Genomic DNA, 15654 nt, shown 5'->3' with positions numbered 1-15654 from the left:
GTCAGTCCCATCGGAAGGTGCGGGCGGTGAGCGCGGCGGCGACGAGCGCCCAGACGGCCAGGACGAGCAGCGGTGCCCAGGCCACGGAGCCGTCCCAGCTGGCGGCGCGGAACGCCTCGCCCAGGGCGCCCGAGGGCAGCAGCGAGGCGACCCGTCCCCAACCACCGTACTCGTCGGCCGGGAGCACGACCGCGCCTCCGCTGAGGAGCAGCAGGTAGACGAGGTTGGCGACGGCGAGGGTGGCCTCGGCCCGGAGCACGCCGGCGACGAGCAGGCCGAGGGCGGCGAAGGCGGAGGTGCCGAGCAGCACGCACAGCACCAGCGCGGGCAGCGAGAGGTCGGGGCGCCAGCCCAGCGCCAGGGCCAGCAGCGCCAGCACGACCAGCTGCAGGGCCTGCACCCCGAGCAGCGCCCCCACCTTGCCGAGGAGCAGGCCGGTGCGGGGCAGCGGGCTCGAGCCGAGGCGCTTGATCACCTGGTAGCGGCGCTCGAACCCGGTGGCGATGGCCAGGGAGGTGAAGGCGGTCGACATCACGGCCAGGGCCAGCACGCCCGGGGTGAGCGCGTCGACGGCGCTGCGGCCCAGGTCGAGGCCGGCCCGGTCGACGGCCAGGACCCCGCCCACCAGCACCAGCACGGGGATCACGAGGGCGATGAGGAGCTGCTCGCCGTTGCGCAGCATCAGCCGCGCCTCCATCGCCGCCTGCACCCGCACCTGACGGTGCAGCGGGGCGGCGCCCGGGCGGGGCGTCAGGTCGAGGCTCATGCGTCGGCCGCCGCCGCGCTCGGCGCGAGCCCGCGACCGGTCAGCTCGAGGAAGACGTCCTCGAGGGTGCGCTGGCCCAGCTGCAGCGACTCCGGGAGCACGCCCTGCTCGGCGCACCAGGTCGACACCGTCGCCAGGGTGGTGTGGTCGGCGGGCCCGGTGACGACGAGGCTGACGTCGTTGAGCGGCACCACGTCGAGGCGGTGGCCGAGCGCGGCCTGCAGCGAGTCGGGCGCCCCGGGAGGGAAGGGCTTCGTCACCACGAGCCGGATGGTGGTGGTGCCGCCGCGGGTGAGCTCGGCGGGGGAGCCGTGGGCGATCACGCGGCCGCGGTCGACCACGTGCACCGCGTCGGCGAGGCGCTCGGCCTCCTCCATGTAGTGGGTCGTGAGCACGACCGTCGCGCCGGCGGATCGCAGCTCGCGGAGCAGGTCCCAGGTGGTGCGTCGCGCCGCGGGGTCCATGCCGGCCGAGGGCTCGTCGACGAAGACGAGCTCGGGCCGACCCACCACCGCGAGCGCCAGCTTGAGGCGCTGCTGCTGGCCACCGGAGAGCCGGCGGTACGGCGTGCGCCCGCACTCGTGCAGCCCCAGCCGCTCGGCCAGGGCGTCGACGTCGAGCGGGTGCGCGTGCAGCCGCGCGACGTGGGCGAGCATCTCGGTGGCGCGCACCCCGGACCACGCGCCGCCGTCCTGCAGCATCACCCCGATGCGGGGCAGCAGCCGCCGGCGGTCGCGCTGCGGATCGAGGCCGAGCACGCGCACGGCGCCCTGCTGGGCCGCGCGGTATCCCTCGCACGTCTCCAGCGTGGTCGTCTTGCCCGCCCCGTTGGGGCCGAGCACCGCCGCGACCGTGCCCCGCTCGACGCGCAGGTCGAGGGAGTCGACGGCGACCGTGTCGCCGTACGTCATGCGGAGGCCGGAGACGAGCAGCGCGGGCTCGCCCGGCTCCTCGGCGGGGGGCACGGACACGCCCCAATGCTACGAAGCCAGCAACCCGCGGACGTACGCCGCCTGCCCGAGGTGCTGCAGGCAGTCGCCGACGACGCTGACGAGCCGCACCCCGGCCGTCACCGGCGGGTCCCACGCCTCGTCGACGACCCGGTCCAGCTCGGCGGCGTCGACCCGCTCGGCGTACGCCCGGCTGAGGTCGTGGACGGCGCGGTGGTAGTCGACGAGCAGCGTCAGGTCGTCGACGCGCACGGCGTCGACCTGGGCGTCGCCGTGGCCGTAGCCGATGTCGGCGTGGTCGAGCGGCAGCGCGAACCGCTCGGCCCAGGCGTCCCACGCCTGGTCGACGCCCGCGAGCGCCGCGACGTGGTCGTCCTGCACCCGCGCGGTGTGCCACAGCAGCCACACGATGCTGTTGCCCCGGGCGGGGGCAGGGTCCCCGGACGGTGCCAGCACGGGACGCAGGTGGGCGTCGTCGAGCGGGAGCCCGTGGGCGGTGGTCTCCACGAGCTCGCGGACGCGGTCGAGGTGGTCGAGCAGCAGGTCGCGGGTCTCCATGCCGGGCCGGTACCCAGCCGGCTGCCGGCACCGGTCGGTAAGGGTGGCCTTATTTGAAAGGCCCTGATCAATAAGCGCACACTGGTGTTGTGGAAATGGCCCAGACCGACCCTCGTGCCCCGGTGGGCGCGGCGGTCCCCGACCAGCCGACGCGCGAGCGCGTCGCGCGGTCGGTCCTGGTCGAGGGCCCGTCGACCGCGGCGGCGCTGGCCGAGCGGCTCGACCTCACTCCCGCCGCCGTGCGGCGCCACCTCGACCAGCTGATCGACGAGGGTGCCCTGGAGGCCCGTGAGCCCCGCAGCCACGGCGCCCGGGGTCGCGGTCGGCCCGCCAAGGTCTTCGCGCTGACCGATGCAGGTCGCGACCGCTTCGACCAGGCCTACGACGACCTCGCCGTGCAGGCGATGCGCTTCCTCGCCGAGACCGGTGGCCCCGACGCCGTCCGGGCCTTCGCCGAGCGCCGTGCCGCCGGCATCGAGCAGCGCTTCGAGACCGTGATGGCCGCCGAGCCCGGTCTCGACCCGTCCGTGGCACTGGCCCGTTCCCTCTCCGAGGAGGGGTACGCCGCCTCCGTGCGCGAGGTGCCCGTGGGCGAGCAGCTGTGCCAGCAGCACTGCCCGGTGTCGCACGTCGCCCACGAGTTCCCGCAGCTGTGCGAGGCCGAGACCGACGCCATCGGCCGCATGCTCGGCCGCCACGTGCAGCGGCTCGCGACCATCGCCCACGGCGACGGCGTCTGCACCACCTGCATCCCCGCTCCACCCGTCGCGACGCGGGAAGACCACGCCGTCGCGACGCGTTCCACCAGCACGACCAGCACCGTGACGAGCACGAACACCCAGCCCACGACCAGGAAGGTCACACGATGACGAGCATCGAAGAGCTGAACCCCGAGCTGAAGGGCATCGGCCGCTACGACTTCGGCTGGGCCGACAAGGACGACGCGGGCGCCACCGCGCAGCGCGGCCTGAGCGAGGACGTCGTGCGCGACATCTCGTCGAAGAAGTGCGAGCCGCAGTGGATGCTCGACCTACGCCTCAAGGGCCTCAAGCTGTTCGGTCGCAAGCCCATGCCGACCTGGGGCTCCGACCTCGACGGCATCGACTTCGACAACATCAAGTACTTCGTGCGGTCCACCGAGAAGCAGGCCCAGACCTGGGAGGACCTGCCCGAGGACATCAAGAACACCTACGACAAGCTCGGCATCCCCGAGGCCGAGAAGGCCCGCCTGGTGGCCGGCGTCGCGGCGCAGTACGAGTCCGAGGTCGTCTACCACGCGATCAACGAGGAGCTCGAGGCTCAGGGTGTGCTCTTCCTCGACACCGACACCGCGCTGCGGGAGCACCCGGAGATCTTCCAGGAGTACTTCGGCACGGTGATCCCGGTCGGCGACAACAAGTTCGCCGCGCTCAACTCCGCGGTCTGGTCGGGCGGCTCCTTCATCTACGTGCCGCCGGGCGTGCACGTCGAGATCCCGCTGCAGGCCTACTTCCGCATCAACACCGAGAACATGGGCCAGTTCGAGCGCACGCTGATCATCGCCGACGAGGGCTCCTACGTGCACTACGTCGAGGGCTGCACCGCGCCGATCTACAGCTCCGACTCGCTGCACTCCGCGGTCGTCGAGATCGTCGTGAAGAAGAACGCCCGGGTGCGCTACACGACCATCCAGAACTGGTCGAACAACGTCTACAACCTGGTGACCAAGCGCGCGACCTGCGAGGCCGGCGCCACCATGGAGTGGGTCGACGGCAACATCGGCTCCAAGGTGACGATGAAGTACCCCGCCGTCTACCTCATGGGCGAGCACGCCAAGGGCGAGACGCTGTCGATCGCCTTCGCGGGCGAGGGCCAGCACCAGGACGCCGGCGCCAAGATGGTGCACGCCGCGCCGCACACCTCGAGCTCCATCCTGAGCAAGTCGGTCGCCCGCGGAGGTGGTCGCACCTCCTACCGCGGCCTGATCCAGGTCAACGAGGGCGCCCACGGCTCCAAGAGCAACGTGCTGTGCGACGCCCTGCTGGTCGACCAGGTCAGCCGGTCCGACACCTACCCCTACGTCGACATCCGCGAGGACGACGTGTCGATGGGCCACGAGGCGAGCGTCTCGAAGGTCTCCGACGACCAGCTCTTCTACCTCATGTCGCGCGGCATGGAGGAGGACGAGGCGATGGCGATGATCGTGCGCGGCTTCGTCGAGCCCATCGCCAAGGAGCTGCCGATGGAGTACGCCCTCGAGCTCAACCGCCTCATCGAGCTGCAGATGGAGGGCGCCGTCGGCTGACGCCGACCCCGCCCCACCCCGACGTACGACGAAGGAAAGACGAGCCACGTGACTGTGACTGACGCTGCCCGCGAGAGCGTGGAGGCGAGCCTCGAGCAGGCCCCCGGCACCGAGGTGGTCTCCCACCTCAACCCGCCGGCGTCCTACGACCTCGACGACCACCCGGTCCCGACCGGGCGCGAGGAGGTGTGGCGCTTCACCCCGCTCAAGCGGCTGCGCGGCATCCTCGACGGCGAGCCCTCCGACGCCGCTCTGCAGTGGACGACGAGCGTGCCCGAGGGCATCACGATCTCCACGACCACGCCGCAGGAGGCGCGCGAGATCGGCGAGCTCGGGCCCAACGAGCGACCCGCCGCCCTCGCGGTCGCGAACGCCGAGGGCGTCACGCTGGTCGACGTCCCGGCCGAGTTCACCTCCGAGGAGCCGCTGGTCATCGACCTGTCCGGCACCTCGGTCGACGACCTGGTCTACGGCCACCTCGTCTTCCGCGTCGGTCGCTTCGCCCAGGTCACCATCGTCGTGACCCACACCGGCTCGGCCCGCTACTGCGCGTCGACGTCGTACGTCGTGGGCGACGGGGCGCAGGTCGACGTCGTCAGCCTGCAGGACTGGGCCGACGACGCCGTGCACCTCGGCCGCGACGCCATCCGGGTCGGGCGCGACGCGCGGGTCAAGCACACCTCGATCAGCTTCGGCGGCGACCTCGTGCGCACCCACGCCAACGTCGAGTACGCCGGCCCCGGCGGCGAGGCGGAGCTGCTCGGCCTCTACTTCGCCGACGAGGGCCAGCACCTCGAGCACCGGCTCTTCGTCGACCACAACCAGCCCCGGACCAAGAGCAACGTCGTCTACAAGGGCGCGCTGCAGGGCAAGGCCGCGCACACCGTGTGGATCGGCAACGTGCTGATCCGCAAGGTCGCCGAGGGCATCGAGACCTACGAGGAGAACCGCAACCTCGTGCTCACCGACGGCTGCCAGGCCGACTCGGTGCCCAACCTCGAGATCGAGACCGGCGAGATCGAGGGTGCGGGTCACGCCTCGGCCACCGCGCGCTTCGACGACCAGCAGCTGTTCTACCTGCGCTCGCGCGGGATCAGCGAGGAGGAAGCCCGCCGCCTGGTGCTGCACGGCTTCTTCCAGGACCTCATCCGCAAGGTCGGCGTGCCGTCGCTCGAGGAGCGGCTCACCGCCACCGTGGAGGAGGAGCTCGCCAAGAACGTCCTCCGCGGCGACCACGAGCTGTCCCAGGACCAGCCCTCGGTCGAGGGCGCCTGATGGCCTTCCAGCGCGTCTGCGGCACCGCCGAGCTGACCGACGACCGGCCGCTGCAGGTGGAGGTCGACGGCCAGGAGGTCGCCGTCGTCCGCACCGCCGGCGAGGTCTTCGCCATCGCCGACGAGTGCAGCCACGCGGCCGTCGCGCTCTCCGAGGGCGACGTCGCCGACTGCTCCATCGAGTGCTGGCTGCACGGCTCGCGCTTCGACCTCCGCTCGGGCAAGCCCACCGGGCTGCCCGCCACCGAACCCGTGCCCGTCTACGCCGTCCGTGTCGACGGCGACGACGTGCTCGTCGACATCACGAACACCGTAGGAGACAACTGACATGGCCACGCTGGAGATCAAGGACCTGCACGTCACGGTCGACACCGAGGACGGTCCCAAGGAGATCCTCAAGGGCGTCGACCTCACCATCCGCGAGGGCGAGACCCACGCGATCATGGGTCCCAACGGCTCGGGCAAGTCGACGCTGGCGTACTCCATCGCCGGCCACCCGCGCTACAACGTCACGGGCGGCTCGGTCACCCTCGACGGCGTCGACGTGCTGGCGATGAGCGTCGACGAGCGGGCGCGCGCGGGGCTGTTCCTCGCGATGCAGTACCCCGTCGAGGTGCCCGGCGTCTCGGTCGCCAACTTCCTGCGCACCGCCAAGACCGCCATCGACGGCGAGGCCCCCAAGCTGCGCACCTGGGTCAAGGACGTCAACGCCGCCATGGACGCGGTCAAGATGGACAACGCCTTCTCGCAGCGCTCGGTCAACGAGGGCTTCTCCGGCGGCGAGAAGAAGCGCCACGAGATCGTGCAGCTCGAGCTGCTCGCCCCCAAGGTGGCGGTCCTCGACGAGACCGACTCCGGCCTCGACATCGACGCGCTCAAGATCGTCAGCGAGGGCGTCAACCGCTACAAGGCCAACGGCGACAAGGGCGTCCTGCTCATCACCCACTACACCCGCATCCTGCGCTACATCGAGCCCGACTTCGTGCACGTCTTCGTCGACGGCAAGGTCGCCGAGGAGGGCGGCCGCGAGCTGGCCGACCAGCTGGAGGCCGAGGGCTACGACAAGTACGTCTCGGCCAAGGCCTGATCGTCGGTCGAGCCTGTCGAGACCACGCAGGCCCCAGACTCTCGACCACCGAGATCCCGAACCACTCAGAAGAGGAACGACCATGACGGACCTGGCGCACGGGCTCCTGCCCGACCTCGAGGTCATCCGCAAGGACTTCCCGATCCTGGAGCGCCGGCTCGCGGGCGACATGCCACTGGTCTACCTCGACAGCGCCAACACCTCGCAGAAGCCGCAGTGCGTGATCGACACGATGGTCGACCACCTCGAGCGTCACAACGCCAACGTCGCGCGGGCGATGCACCAGCTCGGAGCCGAGTCCAGCGAGGCGTTCGAGGCGGCGCGTGACCGGGTGGCGGCGTTCCTCAACGCGCCGCGCCGCGAGGAGGTCGTCTTCACCAAGAACGCCTCCGAGGCGCTCAACCTCGTCGCCAACGTCCTCGGGCTCGAGAAGGGCCCGCACGGCGTGGGCGAGGGCGACCGCGTGGTGATCACCGAGATGGAGCACCACTCCAACATCGTCCCGTGGCAGATGCTCACGCAGCACACCGGCGCGGAGCTGCGGTGGTTCGGGCTCACCGACGAGGGCCGGCTCGACCTGTCCGACATCGACGAGCTCATCACCGAGCGCACCAAGGTCGTCTCGCTGACCTGGGTGTCCAACATGCTCGGCACGGTCAACCCGGTCGCCGAGATCGCCCGCCGCGCCCACGAGGTCGGCGCGCTGGTGGTGGTCGACGCCTCGCAGGCCGCGCCCCACGTGCCGGTCGACGTGCAGGCGGTCGACGTCGACTTCCTCGTCTTCACCGGCCACAAGGTGACCGGGCCCACCGGCATCGGCGTGCTCTGGGGCCGTCACGAGCTGCTCGCCGCGCTGCCGCCGTTCATGGGTGGCGGCGAGATGATCGAGACCGTGGCGATGGAGCGCTCGACGTACGCCCCGCCGCCGCACCGCTTCGAGGCCGGTACGCCGCCGATCGTCGAGGCTGTCGGCCTGGCCGCGGCGCTCGACTACATCAGCGAGCTCGGGCTCGACGCGATCCACGCCCACGAGAACGCCCTGACCGAGCGGCTGCTGCGCGGGCTCGCCGACAACCCCGGCGTCCGCGTCATGGGCCCGACCGAGGTCGTCGACCGCGGAGGAGCCGTGAGCTTCGAGGTCGACGGCGTGCACCCCCACGACGTCGCCCAGCTGCTCGACAGCCGCGGCATCGCCGTGCGCGCGGGCCACCACTGCGCCAAGCCTGCCCACAAGCGGTTCGGCGTGCAGTCGTCGACCCGGGCGTCGTCGTACCTCTACACCACGCCCGCGGAGATCGACGCCCTGCTCGAGGGAATCATCGCCACGCAGGACTACTTCAAGGTCAGGTGAGCATGGACCTCGACAGCCTCTACCAGGAGATCATCCTCGACCACTACCGCAACCCCCACCACGCGGGGCTGCGTGACCCGTTCGAGTCCGAGGTGCACCACGTCAACCCGACGTGCGGCGACGAGATCACGCTGCGCGTGCACCTCGAGGGCGGCGACGGTGCCGAGGTCGTGCGCGACGTGTCGTACGACGCCGAGGGCTGCTCGATCAGCCAGGCCGCGGCCTCGGTGATGACCGACCTGGTCATCGACAAGCCGCTGGCCGACGCACTCGTCACCCACGAGGCGTTCCTCGAGCTGATGCAGTCGCGCGGCACCCTGGAGCCCGACGAGGAGGTGCTGGAGGACGGCATCGCCTTCGCCGGCGTCTCGAAGTTCCCCGCCCGCGTCAAGTGCGCCCTGCTGTCGTGGATGGCGTTCAAGGACGCCGCCTCGCAGGCCCTCGCCACCCCAGGCTCGCCGGTCGAGCCTGTCGAGACCAAGGAGACCCGATGAGCTTGACCCCCGACCACAGCGACCTCCCCGAGGTGCCCGAGGCCACCGGCGGCGGCACCACCACGGTCGCCAAGGACGACGTCGTCGAGGCCATGAAGGACGTCGTCGACCCCGAGCTCGGCATCAACGTCGTCGACCTCGGTCTCGTCTACGACGTGCACGTCGACGCGGCCTCCGCCGCGACCCTCGACATGACGCTGACCTCCGCGGCCTGCCCGCTGACCGACGTCATCGAGGAGCAGACCAACTCCGCCCTCGAGGGCCTCGTCACCGATGTGACCATCAACTGGGTCTGGATGCCGCCGTGGGGCCCCGACAAGATCACCGAGGACGGCCGCGAGCAGCTGCGCGCCCTCGGCTTCAACGTCTGAGGCGGCCCGCGCGGAGCGGTCCCGCCCTTCGTGGCTCGCTCCGCTCGCACCTCAGGGAGCGGGCCGCTCGCACACCTCAGGGCGTCGAGTCCGCTCCCTGAGGAGCCCGCGATGGACGAGCGGGCGTCACGAAGGGGCGCCTCCGCCCGGCCACCTGGCTAGGTTGGGCGCATGACGAGCCAACCCTCGGTCGTGGTGCCGACCGACGCCGGCGAGATGCCGGCCCACCTGTGGCTGCCGGAGTCGGGGACGGGGCCGGGGGTGCTGCTGGTCCAGGAGATCTTCGGCATCAGCCGCTACCTCGAGTCGCGGGCGCAGGATCTCGCCGACCTCGGCTACGTGGTGCTCGCGCCGGAGATCTTCTGGCGCCTGGGTGTCGACCGGGTGGCGGAGGGGCCCGACATGCTCGAGCAGGCGATGGCCCTGCTGCAGCGGGTCGACTGGGCCGCAGCCGTCTCCGACGGCGTGGCTGCGCTGCGGCTGCTGCGCGACCGCGACGAGGTCGAGGGGCCGACGGGGGCCGTGGGGTTCTGCTTCGGCGGCGGCCTCGCCTTCAACGTGGCCGCCGAGGCAGACCCCGACTGCCTCGTCAGCTACTACGGCTCGGCGCTGCCGCAGCTGCTCGAGCTCGCCCCGCAGGTGACGGCGCCACAGCTGCACCACTTCGGGCTCGCCGACTCCTACATCCCGCCCGACCAGGTCGAGCGGATCCAGGCCGCCGTCGACGGGCCGCGGACCTCGTTCTTCACCTACGACGGGGCCGAGCACGCCTTCGACAACCCGGACATGCCGGCCCTGCACGACGCCGACGCCTCGGTCACGGCGTGGCAGCGCACCACGGACTTCCTCGCCGACCAGCTGCGCGTGCGCTGACGGTCAGGGCTGCAGCTCCCCGACCGGCACGGCCACGTCGACGCGGTTGCCGGGCGGCGGCAGCGGGCACGCCCACGCCGGGTCGTAGGCGCACGACGGCGGGTAGGCGAAGTTGAGGTCGACGACGAGTCGGGCGTCGTCGCCACCCAGGTCGGCGCCCTTGACCGTGTCGAGCACGTAGCGTCCACCGCCGTACGCCCCACCGGGCGTGCCGCAGCCGGCGTCGCGAAGCGGCAGGAACACACCGCCGCCGTAGGTCGCGAGCCGCCAGACGTCGAGACGGCCCACGCCGGGCAGGTCGACGACCCCGAGACGCTCGAACGGCACGAGCCCGTCGGTGCCGGTCTGCGCCTCCCAGCGCTCGGGCTCGGCCGGCTGCAGCTCGACCTCGAACCGCCACGCCGGGTCGTACGGCGGCACCCGCAGGCCGGTGAAGGCCTCGCGCTGCTCGGGCAGCAGCGGGCTCGCGGGGTGCTCGGCGAAGAGCCGGTCGCGCCCGGCACGCCACGCCTCGTGCCCAGCAGCGGGCTCGGCGTCGGCGCGCACGGCGGCGTACAGCGCGAAGACCCGGCGTCGCCAGTCGACGACCTCGAACGCAGTCACCGGCACCACGCTAGCGAGGTCGGCCCGTAGGGTCCGGCAGGTGGGGGAGTCGCGCGTGGTGCTGGTGCCGCCGGAGCGGTGGGCCCGGTGGCGGCAGAACTTCGAGTCGTCCCACGGCCCGACCGAGGTCGCGGTCGTCGGTGACGCGCTCGTCGGCACCGCCGCCGACGGCTCCACCTTCGACGCGCGGCGCTCGCTCGGACGCGGCTGGGACGAGCGCGAGCTCGAGCCGGTGGGGCGCTGGGGGGTGCTGCTGGTGCGCAAGGGCGGCTTCGCGGTGGCGCTCGTCGACGGCACGACCGTGCTCGACCGGAAGGTCGGACGTCGTCACGTGCAGGGCCGCACCAAGGCGGGCGGGCAGAGCCAGCAGCGGTTCGCCCGGCGACGCGACAACCAGGCCCGGGCGGCGTACGACGCCGCGGCCGACCACGCCGCGCGCGTGCTCGCGGGGGTCAGCCTGGTGGTGGCCGGCGGAGACCGCGACGCCGTCGACGCGGTGCTCGACGACCGGCGGCTGGCCGGGCTGACGGTGGTCGACCCCTGGCTGGCAGTGCCGGACCCCCGCGCCGCGGTGCTCGCGCGAGCGGTGCGTGACGCCGGCTCGCTCCGCGTGCGTGTGGTCAACGCGCCCGTCGGCGAGGCCGACCAGCAACCCTGAGCCCGCACCTGCGGCACGGCGTGAGAACGCAGAAGTCCTGCCTGGCTCTAGACCCGCAACCAGCTCCCCGGCACCGTCGTCTCGGTGACGACCGGCGAGGCGATGGCGGTCGTGAAGATCAAGCTCGACGGCGGTCCCGAGATCACGTCCTCGATCACCCGCGACGCCGCTGAGGACCTCGGGCTCGCAGAGGGCAGCAAGGTCGTCGCGCTGGCGAAGTCGACGGACGTGGCGCTCGGGGTCGAGTGACCCGCGGAGCGCTCGCGAGGGACCAGGAGCTGGATGTCGCTCCCTGAGGCGTCACGAAGGGGGCGCCCCTTCGTGGCTCGCTGCGCTCGCACCTCAGGGAGCGGACACCGCTCCCTGAGGAGCCCCCGCGAGGGACGAGCGGGGGCGTCACGAAGGGGGCGCCCCTTCGTGGCTCGCTGCGCTCGCACCTCAGGGAGCGGGTAGTGCCGGGGGCGGGTCGGATGCCGCTCCCTGAGGAGCGCCCGCGAGGGACGAGCGGGAGCGTCACGAAGGGGCCCCCTTCGAGACGGTCGCTGCGCGACCTCCCCATGGACTACGGGTGGGGTCAGGCGCGGTCGCGCTCGAGCTCGTCGGCGGTGACGGAGCCGCCGGCGGCGCGGGTGACGGCGTACAGCACGAGCACGACGGCCCACGAGAGCAGGCTGAGGAAGATCTGCGAGCGCGTGGCCTCGGTGAACATCATCTGCACCAGGATGGCGAGGATGCCGACGATCGCGACGACCGTCAGCACCGGGTAGCCCCACATCCGCACCACGAGCTGCTCCGGGTCGGTGCGGCGACGCAGCACCAGCTGGCTGAGGGCGATGAGCAGGTAGACGAAGAGGATCACGGCGCCGCTGGAGTTCAGCAGGAACGAGAACACCGTGTCGGGGGAGACGTAGGCGGCGCCGACGCACAGGAAGCCGACCACCGTCGAGAACAGGATCGCGGCCGTCGGCACGCCTCGCGCGTTGGTGCGGGTGAGTGCCTGCGGCGCCTCGTGGCGGTCGGCGAGCACGAAGACCATCCGCGAGGCCGTGTAGAGGCCGGAGTTGAGGCACGAGAGCACGGCCACGAGCACCACGGCGTTCATGATGTGGTCGGCGTACGGGATGCCCATGCGCTCGAAGGCCAGCACGTACGGCGACATGCCCGCCTCGTTGTCGTCCCACGGCACGATCAGCACGAGCAGCACCATCGAGCCGACGAAGAACGTCGCGACCCGCACGATCACCGACTGCGTGGCGCGGGCGATGGCCCGCTCGGGGTCGCTCGACTCGGCCGCGGCGACGGTGGCGATCTCGGCGCCGACCATCGAGAACACCACGACCACGATGGCCGCGAAGATCGCGCTGCTGCCGTTGGGCAGGAAGCCGCCCTGGCTGGTCATCAGGCTGACGTCGAAGTCCTTCTCGGGCCACAGCCCGACCACGAACAGGGTGCCGAGGACGAGGAAGGCGATGATGGCGACGACCTTGATGCCGGCGAACCAGTACTCGAACTCGCCGTAGGAGCGCACCGAGACCAGGTTGGTGGCGGTCATCAGCACCATCAGCACCAGCGCCACGACCCACAGCTCGACGTCGACCCAGTAGCGGATCGCCTCGGCGCCGGCGACGGCCTCGAAGCCGACCACGATGACCCAGAAGTACCAGTACAGCCACGCCGTCGAGAAGCCCGCCCAGCCACCGAGGGCGCGCCGGGCGTAGTCGGCGAAAGAGCCGGTCGACGGGTTGGCGGTGGCCATCTCGCCGAGCATCCGCATCACCAGGATGATGAGCACGCCGGTGACGAGGTACGACACGAAGGCCGCCGGGCCGGCCTGCAGGATCACCGCCGCCGACCCGACGAAGAGGCCGGCGCCGATGACACCGCCCATCGCGATCATCGTGAGGTGCCGCTGCTTGAGCCCCTGCTGGAGCCCGGGCGCGGCGGGAGCGTCGGTGCTGGTCACGGGCAGCCTCGATTCCGAGAGATGGTGCCGTCGTGGACCGGGCGGCTCCTGGCATCCTGCACCCGATCCGGTCCGGACGCCACGCGCCGGGCGGGGACCGTGCGTCGTCCGGGCTGACCTGCGACGATGCCGACGTGTGGGCCCGGGTGTGGGAGCCGGAGCCGGACTGGCAGCCCCTGCGGGGGGGTCCCTCCGGCCACGCGTTGTGGCGCGTCGACCGGCCCGACGGCGCCTGGGTGGTCAAGCGGCTGGTGCGTCCGGCCGCGGGTGACCCGGCGCACCTCGACGACCCCACCCACCCGGGCTACTGGCGCCGCGAGGCCGCGGTGGCCACGGCCCCCGACGTCGTCGACGGCCCGGGCCTGGTGCCGGCCCCCTTCGGCGTCGTCGAGGAGGACGAGGCCGGGGTGCTGGTCTGGGTCCGCGAGCTGGTGGGCGAGCCGCCGACCGGGCTGCAGGTCGCGCGCTGCCTGGGCCGGTACGCCGCTGCTCCCGCCGCGCCGGCACCGGCGTGGGCCGCTCGCGACCAGCTGCGCACCCGGCTGGCGCTGGCCGAGGAGCGCGGCGGCTGGCGCACCCTGGCCCGCACGACGCTCGCCGACGTCACCGACGAGCTGTGGCGGCGGCGAGGCCACTGGCTCCGACAGCTCGACGACGCGCGCCAGGGCCGGGTGCACGGCGACGCGGTGCCGTCCAACCTGCTGACCACCCGTGGCGACGACGTCGTGGCGACCGACTGGCAGTGCGCCGGCGTCGGCCCGGTCGGCGCCGACCTCGGCTACTGGGCGTTGTCGAGCCGGGAGGACTTCGCGGTCCTGCTCGACGCGTTCGTCACCGGCGCACGGCTGGTCGGCGAGGTCGACGTCGACGAGGTCGCGCTCGTGGCGCGGGTCACCGCGGCGTACTCGGTGCTGAGCCGGGCCGAGTGGGCGCTGGCCCAGGTCGCCGCCGGGGAGGGCGCGCTCGCCGGGAAGTTCCGCCACCCGGCGGTCGCGCCGTACCTGCGGGCGGTGCAGCGGCAGTTCCCGCAGCTCGAGGCGCTGCTGTGAGCGCGCTCGACGACCCACGCGCCCTGGTCGGCCGGTGGCGGATCGAGCGGGAGGTCGACGACCGGCGCGCGGGGGGGCGCCACGCGATCGACGGCATCCTGGAGATCGTGGACGAGGGCGACCGGCTGCGGTGGGAGGAGCGGATGGTGTGGCACCGGCCCGCCGGCGACGTCGACGTGCGCCGCGGGCTGTGGCTGGTGCCGACCGACGACGGCTGGTGGGTGCGCTTCGAGGACGGGCGCGACTTCCACCCCTGGCGTCCGCGGGAGGCGGTGGTGCACCCCTGCGCTCCCGACACCTACGCCGGCGAGGTCAGCGGCGACGTGCGCCGCTGGGTCGTCACGTGGCGGGCGACGGGCCCGGCCAAGGACTACACGATGACCAGCGTGCTCACGCCGCTGCGGGACGGAGCGGGGAGCGGTCAGCCGGGGTAGGCGCGGACGACGGTGCCGGCGTCGTCGAGGTGCAGGTTGAGCCGGTCCTCGCGGAAGTCCATCGTCATCATGGCGCCGGGTGGCAGCACGCGGGCGAGCCAGCCACGCTCGGTGGCAAGCTCGCCCGCGCGCTCACCGGCGAGCCCGACGTAGTCGTCGGGGTCGAGGTCGCCCGGTGACGTGGTCATGGGTCAGCCGCGGTGCAGGCGGTCCATCAGGCGCCAGGTGAGGGGCAGCAGGCCGGCGGCGGCGGCGGCCTTGATGGCGTCGCCGACGAGGAAGGGGGTCAGGCCGGCAGCGATCGCGGCGGAGGCGTCCATGCCGAGCGACCAGGCCAGGTAGGGCACACCGAACGCGTAGATGACGGCGTTGCCGAGCAGCATGGCGCCGGCGGTCTGCAGCGGCGAGCGGTCGACCCCGCGACGGGCCAGGGCGCCGATGGCGACCGCGGCCACGAGGTAGCCCACGAGGTAGCCCGACGACGGGAAGCCGAAGCCGGAGGTGCCCTGGGCGAACCACGGCACGCCGGCCGCCCCGACGGCCACGTAGAGCAGCATCGTCAGCGCGGCGCGCTGCCAGCCGTAGGCGGCACCCAGGGTCAGCACCGCGAAGGTGCCGAGCGTGAGCGGGACGGGCGTGCCGGGCAGCGGGATCGCCAGCTGCGCGGTGACCCCCATGAGGATCGCGCCGCCGACGACGAGCGCCACGTCGCGGGCGACGGTGCCGGGCACGAGGTCGGCCAGGACGATCCCGCGGCGGGGGAGCGGGGCGGAGAGAGCGGAGCTGGACATCGGACCTCCGGGAGGGGGAGCACGGTGGACGGCGTGGTGCCGCGACACCAGGTTTCTACCAGATGTGAGGCTGACCTCGTATTGTGAGGTCGCTCTCCGGACGGTCCACCTGGTCGGGCGCGGGCGTCGTGGCGCCTACACTCGGGGG

General features: G+C 72.4%; 19 protein-coding genes and 1 pseudogene. 13 read left to right on the top strand and 7 right to left on the bottom strand.

What is annotated here, in order from left to right; translation table 11 throughout:
* Position 1: 1 nt before the first annotated feature.
* From ACYU8I_RS14125 to ACYU8I_RS14115, 3 genes are read right to left on the bottom strand one after another with little or no spacing between them, the layout of a single operon-like run.
* Positions 2 to 766: an ABC transporter permease gene (locus tag ACYU8I_RS14125; protein ID WP_460841929.1), complete on the bottom strand. Its 765-nt coding sequence runs from the start codon at positions 764 to 766 to the stop codon at positions 2 to 4.
* A complete protein-coding gene (locus tag ACYU8I_RS14120) occupies positions 763 to 1737 on the bottom strand; it encodes an ABC transporter ATP-binding protein (RefSeq protein WP_460841927.1) in 975 nt (324 codons plus the stop codon). Before ACYU8I_RS14120 ends, ACYU8I_RS14125 begins: the two co-directional genes overlap by 4 nt.
* 9 nt (positions 1738 to 1746) lie before the next feature.
* Complete coding sequence (locus tag ACYU8I_RS14115) at positions 1747 to 2274, bottom strand: mycothiol transferase (RefSeq protein WP_460841925.1); 528 nt, start codon at positions 2272 to 2274, stop codon at positions 1747 to 1749.
* Positions 2275 to 2369: 95 nt separating this feature from the next.
* On the opposite strand from ACYU8I_RS14115, the gene ACYU8I_RS14110 reads away from it, so the two are divergent.
* From ACYU8I_RS14110 to ACYU8I_RS14070, 9 genes are all read left to right on the top strand, one after another.
* Positions 2370 to 3143 (top strand): helix-turn-helix transcriptional regulator, encoded by a 774-nt coding sequence (locus ACYU8I_RS14110; protein WP_460842005.1) that lies wholly within the window; start codon positions 2370 to 2372, stop codon positions 3141 to 3143.
* On the top strand, positions 3140 to 4558 hold the full coding sequence (gene sufB / locus ACYU8I_RS14105; RefSeq protein WP_460841923.1) for a Fe-S cluster assembly protein SufB: 1419 nt from the start codon (positions 3140 to 3142) through the stop codon (positions 4556 to 4558). Before ACYU8I_RS14110 ends, sufB begins: the two co-directional genes overlap by 4 nt.
* A gap of 54 nt (positions 4559 to 4612) precedes the next feature.
* The gene (sufD, locus tag ACYU8I_RS14100) at positions 4613 to 5833 is read left to right on the top strand and encodes a Fe-S cluster assembly protein SufD (protein WP_460841921.1); all 1221 of its coding nucleotides are present in this window, start codon (positions 4613 to 4615) and stop codon (positions 5831 to 5833) included.
* Positions 5833 to 6159, top strand: coding sequence for a non-heme iron oxygenase ferredoxin subunit (locus ACYU8I_RS14095; RefSeq protein ID WP_460841919.1), 327 nt, complete (start codon positions 5833 to 5835; stop codon positions 6157 to 6159). The genes sufD and ACYU8I_RS14095 overlap by 1 nt, the downstream gene beginning before the upstream one ends.
* A gap of 1 nt (position 6160) precedes the next feature.
* Positions 6161 to 6919 (top strand): Fe-S cluster assembly ATPase SufC, encoded by a 759-nt coding sequence (sufC, locus tag ACYU8I_RS14090; RefSeq protein WP_460841917.1) that lies wholly within the window; start codon positions 6161 to 6163, stop codon positions 6917 to 6919.
* A gap of 82 nt (positions 6920 to 7001) precedes the next feature.
* On the top strand, positions 7002 to 8270 hold the full coding sequence (locus ACYU8I_RS14085; protein ID WP_460841915.1) for a cysteine desulfurase: 1269 nt from the start codon (positions 7002 to 7004) through the stop codon (positions 8268 to 8270).
* Positions 8271 to 8272: 2 nt separating this feature from the next.
* Positions 8273 to 8764, top strand: a complete 492-nt coding sequence (sufU, locus tag ACYU8I_RS14080; RefSeq protein WP_460841913.1) for a Fe-S cluster assembly sulfur transfer protein SufU — start codon at positions 8273 to 8275, stop codon at positions 8762 to 8764.
* Complete coding sequence (locus tag ACYU8I_RS14075; RefSeq protein WP_460841910.1) at positions 8761 to 9135, top strand: metal-sulfur cluster assembly factor; 375 nt, start codon at positions 8761 to 8763, stop codon at positions 9133 to 9135. The genes sufU and ACYU8I_RS14075 overlap by 4 nt, the downstream gene beginning before the upstream one ends.
* A 171-nt stretch (positions 9136 to 9306) precedes the next feature.
* Positions 9307 to 10008, top strand: a complete 702-nt coding sequence (locus ACYU8I_RS14070; protein WP_460841907.1) for a dienelactone hydrolase family protein — start codon at positions 9307 to 9309, stop codon at positions 10006 to 10008.
* A 3-nt stretch (positions 10009 to 10011) separates the two neighbouring features.
* Here the strand turns inward: ACYU8I_RS14070 and ACYU8I_RS14065 are convergent, their stop codons facing one another.
* Positions 10012 to 10611, bottom strand: coding sequence for a DUF1684 domain-containing protein (locus tag ACYU8I_RS14065; RefSeq protein ID WP_460841904.1), 600 nt, complete (start codon positions 10609 to 10611; stop codon positions 10012 to 10014).
* Between the two features lie 40 nt (positions 10612 to 10651).
* On the opposite strand from ACYU8I_RS14065, the gene ACYU8I_RS14060 reads away from it, so the two are divergent.
* Positions 10652 to 11269 carry an acVLRF1 family peptidyl-tRNA hydrolase gene (locus ACYU8I_RS14060; protein WP_460841902.1) on the top strand — a complete coding sequence of 206 codons (618 nt, stop codon included), beginning with the start codon at positions 10652 to 10654 and terminating at the stop codon, positions 11267 to 11269.
* 63 nt (positions 11270 to 11332) lie between these two features.
* Positions 11333 to 11518 (top strand): annotated as a pseudogene (locus ACYU8I_RS14055) (TOBE domain-containing protein); the annotation flags it as partial.
* 325 nt (positions 11519 to 11843) lie between these two features.
* Here ACYU8I_RS14055 and ACYU8I_RS14050 read toward each other — a convergent pair.
* Positions 11844 to 13232, bottom strand: a complete 1389-nt coding sequence (locus ACYU8I_RS14050; protein WP_460841900.1) for an amino acid permease — start codon at positions 13230 to 13232, stop codon at positions 11844 to 11846.
* Positions 13233 to 13366: 134 nt separating this feature from the next.
* Between ACYU8I_RS14050 and ACYU8I_RS14045 the strand changes: the two genes are divergently transcribed.
* Positions 13367 to 14281 (top strand): phosphotransferase, encoded by a 915-nt coding sequence (locus tag ACYU8I_RS14045; protein ID WP_460841897.1) that lies wholly within the window; start codon positions 13367 to 13369, stop codon positions 14279 to 14281.
* Positions 14278 to 14715, top strand: coding sequence for a DUF6314 family protein (locus ACYU8I_RS14040; RefSeq protein WP_460841895.1), 438 nt, complete (start codon positions 14278 to 14280; stop codon positions 14713 to 14715). The genes ACYU8I_RS14045 and ACYU8I_RS14040 overlap by 4 nt, the downstream gene beginning before the upstream one ends.
* Here the strand turns inward: ACYU8I_RS14040 and ACYU8I_RS14035 are convergent.
* Positions 14703 to 14903, bottom strand: a complete 201-nt coding sequence (locus ACYU8I_RS14035; protein ID WP_460841893.1) for an I78 family peptidase inhibitor — start codon at positions 14901 to 14903, stop codon at positions 14703 to 14705. The genes ACYU8I_RS14040 and ACYU8I_RS14035 overlap by 13 nt on opposite strands.
* A gap of 3 nt (positions 14904 to 14906) precedes the next feature.
* Complete coding sequence (locus ACYU8I_RS14030; protein ID WP_460841891.1) at positions 14907 to 15506, bottom strand: biotin transporter BioY; 600 nt, start codon at positions 15504 to 15506, stop codon at positions 14907 to 14909.
* Positions 15507 to 15654: the final 148 nt, after the last annotated feature.

This window comes from Nocardioides marmoraquaticus (genome assembly GCF_054777915.1).
The sequence above is the reverse complement of the archived record's forward strand: the minus strand, read 5'-3'. Positions and strand labels throughout refer to the sequence as shown.